Source organism: Cupriavidus sp. GW823-FHT06D04, from assembly GCF_058795055.1.
On sequence record NZ_JBXAHL010000087.1, the window covers coordinates 1 to 7,357 of the forward strand.

5 protein-coding genes and 1 pseudogene are annotated in these 7,357 nt (G+C 66.4%); 3 read left to right on the forward strand and 3 right to left on the reverse strand.

Features of this window, described 5'->3' with window-relative positions:
- Positions 1 to 64: 64 nt before the first annotated feature.
- Complete coding sequence (locus AC1Q7H_RS39515) at positions 65 to 1,192, reverse strand: acyl-CoA dehydrogenase family protein (protein WP_492382495.1); 1,128 nt, start codon at positions 1,190 to 1,192, stop codon at positions 65 to 67.
- Positions 1,193 to 1,205: 13 nt separating this feature from the next.
- Positions 1,206 to 2,399 carry an acyl-CoA dehydrogenase family protein gene (locus AC1Q7H_RS39520; protein ID WP_211979701.1) on the reverse strand — a complete coding sequence of 398 codons (1,194 nt, stop codon included), beginning with the start codon at positions 2,397 to 2,399 and terminating at the stop codon, positions 1,206 to 1,208.
- A 344-nt stretch (positions 2,400 to 2,743) separates the two neighbouring features.
- Between AC1Q7H_RS39520 and AC1Q7H_RS39525 the strand changes: the two genes are divergently transcribed.
- Both AC1Q7H_RS39525 and AC1Q7H_RS39530 read left to right on the forward strand, forming a co-directional pair.
- Positions 2,744 to 4,264, forward strand: a complete 1,521-nt coding sequence (locus AC1Q7H_RS39525; RefSeq protein ID WP_492378306.1) for a class I adenylate-forming enzyme family protein — start codon at positions 2,744 to 2,746, stop codon at positions 4,262 to 4,264.
- 57 nt (positions 4,265 to 4,321) lie between these two features.
- Positions 4,322 to 5,293, forward strand: a complete 972-nt coding sequence (locus AC1Q7H_RS39530) for a Bug family tripartite tricarboxylate transporter substrate binding protein (RefSeq protein ID WP_492382496.1) — start codon at positions 4,322 to 4,324, stop codon at positions 5,291 to 5,293.
- Between the two features lie 248 nt (positions 5,294 to 5,541).
- Here the strand turns inward: AC1Q7H_RS39530 and AC1Q7H_RS39535 are convergent.
- Positions 5,542 to 5,763: pseudogene (locus AC1Q7H_RS39535) on the reverse strand (transposase); the annotation flags it as partial.
- A gap of 252 nt (positions 5,764 to 6,015) precedes the next feature.
- Between AC1Q7H_RS39535 and AC1Q7H_RS39540 the strand changes: the two are divergent.
- Positions 6,016 to 7,242: an IS110 family RNA-guided transposase gene (locus AC1Q7H_RS39540; protein ID WP_492382497.1), complete on the forward strand. Its 1,227-nt coding sequence runs from the start codon at positions 6,016 to 6,018 to the stop codon at positions 7,240 to 7,242.
- Positions 7,243 to 7,357 lie beyond the last annotated feature (115 nt).

The window sequence follows — 7,357 nt, forward strand, 5'->3', positions numbered from 1 at the left end:
CCCCTCCCCCCCCCCCCCCCCCCCCCCCCCCCCGCCAGCGTGCGGCCAGCGGCCGCAGCCAGGGTCAGGCTTCCATCACTTCGCCGAAGCGCTGCAGATGGTAGTCGCTGTCGCCCAGCAACTGGTCCAGCATGGTCAGGCGCTTGAAGTAGTCGCCCACGGACAGCTCATCCGTCATGCCCATGCCGCCATGCAGCTGCACGGCCTGCTGGCCGACGAAGCGACCGGCACGGGCCAGCGTCACCTTGGCCGCGGACAGCATGCGGCGGCGCGTGGCGGGATCGGCCTCGTCCAGCGCCTGGACTGCGACGTAGGCCATCGACAGCGCCAGTTCCTTCTGCACCAGCATGTCGGCCATGCGGTGCTGCAGTGCCTGGAAGCTGGCCAGCGGCTTGCCGAACTGCTGGCGCGTGCCCAGGTACTCGGCGGTGATCTCGATCAGCTTTTCCATGGCGCCGGCGCCCTCGGCGCACAGCGCGGCAACGCCATGCTCCAGGCCCACGCCCAGCGCGGCCAGGCCGTCAGCGGGCTCGCCCACCAGCGCGCTGGCCGGCACGGTCACGTCCTGCAGCGACAGGTCGGCGGCGCGCAGGCCGTCGATGGTGGGATAGGCGGTGACGCCCAGGCCCTTGCTGTCGCGCGGCACCAGGAACAACGCAATCTCATTGCTGCCGGCCACGCGCGCGGTCAGCAGGTAGGCGTCGGCGGCACCGCCGTGCCAGACCACGCTCTTGATGCCGTTGAGCACGTAGCCGTCGCCGCTGCGCTCGGCGCTGGCGCGGGCCGATTCCGGGCGGTAGCGGGTGGTCGGCTCCAGGTAGGCCAGCGTGACGATGCGCTCGCCCGAGGCGATCGCGGGCAGCCATTCTTCCTTCTGCGCGGCGCTGCCGTGGGCGGCCAGGATGGCCGCGGCCATCACGCCGCTGGGCGTGACCGGCTCCAGCACCAGGCCGCGGCCCAGTTCGCGCTGCACCACCAGCTGGCTGGCGGGGCCTTCGCCGAAGCCGCCGAAGTCGGCCGGCACGGTCAGGCCCAGCACGCCCATTTCAGCGAGCTTGTTCCAAATGCCGCGATCCAGGCTCTCGCCTGCGCGCGTGCTCTTGCGGCGGGCCTCGAACGTGTATTCGGTATCGATGAAGCGACGCAGGCTGTCCGCCAGCATCTGTTGCTCTTCGCTGTAGGTGAAGTCCATGTCAGCTATCCCTTCAGAAACCCAGGATCATCTTGGAGATGATGTTCTTCTGCACTTCGGTCGCGCCGCCGTAGATCGAGGTCTTGCGCATGTCGTAGTAGGTGGAGGCGGCAGGGGCGGCCCAGTCAGGGCCCGCCACCGGCTGCGTCGCGCCCGGCTCAAGCCATTCCGGCGAATACGGCCAGGCGTTGGGGCCGGCCACTTCCATCATCAGCATGCCCAGGTCCTGCTGCACCTCGGAGCCGCGGATCTTGACGATTGAGGCCTCGGGGCCGGGGGTGCCGGCGGCCTGCGTGGCGACGCGCAGCAGCAGCATTTCCAGCGCCATGATGTCCATCTCGACGCGGGCGATCTTGTCGCGCATGCGCACGTCTTCGATCAGCGGGCGGCCGGCGCCGTCGGTGGCCTGGCTGGCGTAGTGCTTGAGCAGGCGCAGCTCGCGGTGGCAGTGGCCGATGCCGGCAATGCCGGTGCGCTCATGGCCGAGCAGGTACTTGGCATAGGTCCAGGCGCGGTTCTCTTCGCCGACCAGGTTCTCGACCGGCACTTCCACGTCTTCGAACCAGGTCTCGTTGACGTCATGGCCGCCGTCGAGCGTCTTGATCGGGCGCACCGTCACGCCGGGCGACTTCATGTCGATCAGCAGCATCGAGATGCCTTCCTGGGCCTTGGCCTCCGGGTCGGTGCGCACCAGGCAGAAGATCCAATCGGCAAAGTGGGCCATGGTGGTCCAGGTCTTCTGGCCGTTGACGATGTACTTGTCGCCCTTGCGCACCGCGCGCGTCTTCAATGAGGCCAGGTCGGAACCCGAGCCCGGCTCGGAGTAGCCCTGGCACCAGAAGTCGTCGATATTGGGGATGCGCGGCAGGAAGCGCTGCTGCATCTCGGGGCTGGCGTACTTCATCAGCACCGGCCCGATCATGGTCAGGCCGAACGGCAGCATGCGCGGCGCGCCGGCGCGGAAGGTCTCGATCTCGAAGATCAGGCGCTGCAGCGCGGTCCAGCCGGTGCCGCCCCATTGCCTGGGCCAGGTCGGCGCACCCCAGCCGCGGGCCTGCAGGATGCGGTGCCAGCGGATGTAGTCGTCCTTTTCCACGCGCTGGTGGTTGAGTACCTTGTTGCGGATGTCTTCCGGCAGGCTGGCCTGCGCGAATGTGCGGACCTCCTCGCGGAAGGCCTGTTCCTCGGCGGTGAAACGCAAATCCATCTGAATGTCCCCTGTGGTACGCGGGCCGCGCGGCGCTTTTGGCTCAGCCTGGTTGTGCGGTGCGTCAAAGCGGCGGCCCTCACTGTGCCGGCCGATTGTAGGGGCCGGGCGCGATTCCTTGCTTCATCAATGATAAAGCCGTCCTTCGTGGAGGCGGAACCACCTGCGCCGGGTGGTGGCGGGGCGGACGGCGGCTGGCCAGTGGCGTTGACGAACACGGCCTTAGTGAATTCCAAATGGCTCCGGCACGGGGCTTGCCGCAAACTGATGCAGCCAGTTTCATGTGGCCGGGTGCATTCCGCCGCATATCCGACTCAGCCTGCATCGAGAGACCCACCAGCACCATGTCTTCCTTCCGCCCCGAATATATCCACGACATCCCCCGCTACTGGGCCGCGCAGACGCCCGACGCGCCGTGCCTGCACGAGAACGGCGCCGTCATCAGCTACGGCGAGCTGTGGCGGCGCATCGAGGCCGCCCGCGACTGGCTGGCGGCGCAGGGCGTGGGCGAGGGCGACCGCGTGATGGTGGTCGGCGAGAACTGCAACGAGATGGTGGTCACGCTGTTCGCCAGCAGCCTGCTGCACGCCTGGCCGATCCAGGTCAACGCGCGCCTGTCCGCGCGCGAGATCGACAATATCCGCGATCATGCGCAGCCGGCGCTGGTGCTGTTCACCGGCCATGTGTCCGACGTGGCCGCGGCGCACGGCGAGCGGCTGGGCGCACAGGCCACCGGCTGCCCAGTGTTCGACGCTGGCATGCGGGTGGTGCGCGCGGCCACCCCGCCGCAGCGCGAGCCGGCCGGGCTGGCCCGCAGCGTCGCCACGCTGATTTATACCTCCGGCACCACCGGTGCGCCCAAGGGCGTGATGGTGCCGCATGCGGGCCTGACGCAGTTTGCGCGCATCTCCGCCACCTCGCGCGACATGGGCCCGGCCGACGTGGCCTACGGCGCCTTGCCGATGTCGCATATCTTCGGCATTGCCACGGTGCTGATGGCCACGCTGTATGCCGGCGCCAGCCTGTTCCTGCGCCCTCGCTTCGACGCCAATGAAGTGTTCGAGTCGCTGGCGTCGCCCGGCGTCACTATCCTGCAGGGCGTGCCGACCATGTTCACGCGCATCATGGCGGTGGCGCCCACCGTCGGCGCGAAGCCCGGCGCCTATCCGCGCCTGCGCTACCTCTATACCGGCGGCGCGCCGCTGGACCCCACGCTCAAGCGCGAGGTCGAAACCCTGTTCGGCCAGGCGCTGCACCATGGCTACGGCATCACCGAATACGCCGGCTCGCTCTTCATCACGCGCATGGAAGCCCCGCGCGCCGACTGCTCGGCCGGCTATATCGTCGAAGGCGTGGAGATCGAGATCACCGATGCCGAAGGCAAGCCGCTGCCCGCCGGCGAGCGCGGCCAGATCCGCGTGCGCGGCCCGGGCGTGATGCTGGGCTACTACCACAACCCCGAGCAGACCGCCGAGGCGCTGCTGCCCGGCGGCTGGCTCAACACCGGCGACCTGGGCTACCTGGATGCCGACGGCGCGCTGTTTATCTCCGGCCGCTCCAAGGACCTGATCATCCGCTCCGGCTTCAACGTCTACCCGATCGAGGTCGAGTCGGTGATCAACGCCTTCCCCGGCGTGCGCCAGTCGGCCGTGGTGGGACGCACCACCGCCGACGGCAACGAGGAAGTGGTGGCCTTCATTGAAATGCAGGACGGCGCCGAGCTTGACCGCAAGGCGCTGGACACCTACCTGCGCGAGAGCCTGGCCCCGTACAAGCGCCCGGCCGAGGTCCGCACCGTCGAGGTGATTCCGACCACGGCGAGCGGCAAGCTGCTCAAGCAGCCGCTGCGCGCCTTGCTCGATTAAGCGCCCGCCGGGCATGCTGGCCCCGGGCAATATCAGCCATACCTGGAGGAGACAACCATGAAGACATGGACGACACTGGCAGCCCTGACCGCCACGCTGCTGGTGCAGGGCGCGGCGTGGGCCGCCGACGCCTACCCGTCGCGGCCGGTCAAGCTGCTGGTGGGCTACGCGCCCGGCGGCCCGGTCGACACCGCCGCGCGCATCTATGCCGAGCAGCTCGGGCGCGCGCTCAAGCAGCCGGTGGTGGTGGACAACCGTGCGGGCGCCAGCGGCGCGATCGCCGCCGACATGACCGCCAAGGCGGCGCCGGACGGCTACACGCTGTATTTCGTCGCCAGCCCGACCATGACCATGACCCCGCTGATCCAGCACTCGGTCAACTTTAACCCGGTCAAGGACTTTACCTATATCGGCCTGATCACCGATTACACCAACGTGTTGCTGGTGAACAAGGACTTCCCGGCGAAGAACGTGGGCGAGCTGGTCGACTATGCGCGCACGCACCCTGAGGGGGTCTCGTTCGGCTCGGCCGGCATTGGGGCATCGAACCATCTGTCCGCGGAACTGCTGGCTCAGATGAACAACGTGAAGATGCTGCACGTGCCGTACAAGGGTAATGCGCCGGCCATGGCTGACGTGATGAGTGGCAAGGTGACGTTCATGTTCGACATTACCGGGACGGCCATCGGGCATATCAATGGCGGCAAGGTGCGTGCGCTGGCGGTTACGTCGAAGACCCGCAACCCGGCGCTGCCGAACGTGCCGACCATGATCGAGTCGGGGCAGAAGGGCTATGACCTGACTGGCTGGTATGCGCTGGTGGGGCCGCAGAAGCTGCCGGCGGATGTGGTGGACAAGCTGGTCAAGGCGCAGAAGGCGGTTGGGGAGGATGCTGCTTTCCGGCAACGTATGACGGCGGGGGGGTATGACGTCAATATCAGCACGCCGAAGGCGCTGGGGGATCGGATTCAGCGGGAGCTGGCGCTTTGGGGTGGGGTGGTGAAGGCGGCGAAGATTCAGGCGGATTGAGGGGGGAGGGGCTGGATGGGGGTGGGGGTCTTGGCTGGCGTGTGGTTCTTGACTAGCGTGGGCTGTTTCGCCGGCGTAGCCGGCGACCTACTTTCTGTCCGAGCGACAGAAAGTAGGCAAAGAGCGCGTCGCCTGGGGGCGGCTGGCCATAAATTGCACGGTGTTGGTCATATGGCGGCGGTGCTTGCCGTTTTGCGTGGTTGCGGAGGTGTCAGGAATTCTGTGTGCTGAGGTCGGTTAAATAAATCTCAGCGTAGGGCGTTGGTGAAGCGGTCACCGAAGAGAATGGCGAACTGGTTGGCCGCTTGTTTCCAGGTGATGGGCGGCATCTTCCAATCTTTCTCGATGTTGCGCAAGGCCAGGTACAGCAGCTTGCTGGCGGCTTCGTCGCTGGGGAAGTGGCCCCGGTTCTTGACGATCTTGCGCAACTGCATGTGCATGCTCTCGATGGCATTAGTAACCGGCATGATAGGAACCGGTGCCCGTCCTCTCCTCACCGCGTAACTTGGTGTATGGTTCGACCATCCGGGACAAGGGGCACCGGGGAGCACTTCGGGTGGGCAGGCCGTTCATATACGTTGAGCTGCGAGCTCGTGTTAGTAGTTGGCCGCCCCTGCGACCCGCCCGGTTGCGCTGCGAGCGCGAATCCGTAGTTGTCGTGCTGTCCCCCCGGCTCCCATTTGCGATGTTTCCCATGGGAGACGCCAATGCGAGTGATAGGACTGGATGTATCGCGATCGGTGGCCGAAATCGCCTATTTGGAGAACGGCCTGCTACGCGCCGGCGGGCGCGTCGGACTGCGACGCGACGAGCTGGAACGCTTTGCTGACAAGCTGAAGCCCGACGACCACGTGGTACTCGAGGCGACCGGCAACACGATCGCCATCGCGAACGTACTGACAGGTCATGTCGGCAAGGTGATTGTCGCCAACCCCTTGCAAGTCCGCCTGATCGCTGAAGCCCGCGTGAAGACGGATAAGATCGATGCGGCAATCCTTGCGCAACTCTATGCGAGTGGCTTCCTGCCCGAGGTCTGGATTCCAGACGAGGCCACGCAAGCGATGCGGCGGCAGGTGTCGCGCCGCGCCCAGATCGTGCGGCAGCGGACGCGGCTCAAGAATGAGATTCACGCTGTCCTTGCCGCCCATCTCATCGAACGGTGTCCCGCCACAGACCTGTTTGGCAAGAAAGGGCGGGCCTGGCTGAGCCTGCAGCAGCTACCCATGGACGAGCGCATCGGGATCGACCAGCGGTTGCATGAGCTCGACCGGCTGGCAGAGAATCTGCAGCAGGTTGAGCGCGTCCTGGCCCAATCCGCTATTCTGGACGACAGGCTGCGCAAGCTGCTGACCATCACCGGCATCAACACCACCGTTGCGATCGGGTTGATCTCGGCCATTGGCGATATCGCTCGCTTTCGCTCGCCGGAGAAACTGGTCAGCTACTTTGGCCTCAATCCTTCGGTCTACCAATCCGGCTTGCAACCAGCAAAGCACGGACACATCAGCAAGCGCGGACATTCCTATGCGCGTGCCATGCTGGTCGAGGCTGCCTGGGCCGCGGCCCAAACGGCCGGCCCCGTCCGAGCCTTCTTCCTACGTATCCGGGATCATCGCGGTCAGCAGATCGCGGCCGTTGCCACGGCACGCAAGCTGGCGATCATCGTCTGGCACGTCCTCACGCGTAACGAATCCTTCGCCTGGGATCGCCCGGCGCTCACTGCGCGCAAGGCCCGTGAGCTGGAACTGCAGGCAGGCAGGCCTCCTGCGCGTCGCGGTAGCCGCAAGGGGTCTGCCGCCGCCTACAATCTGAAGTCCGTCCGGGATCTGGAGCGTGCGGCCGGCGAGCAAGCCGAGCAGGCTTACCAACGCCTGTTCTCGCGCTGGAAGCAGGCGCGACCGCAGGCAAGTGCGGTACGCGCTCCGTGGCCACCGATACGGACGCCATAAACGACCGAAAGCACACCGGGCGCTTGTCAACTTCATCCGTGGTGTAGATGATTCTGCGCACTTCCGGCGGATAGGCGAAGAACGGGATGACCTGCTCCCATTGCCGCCGCCACAT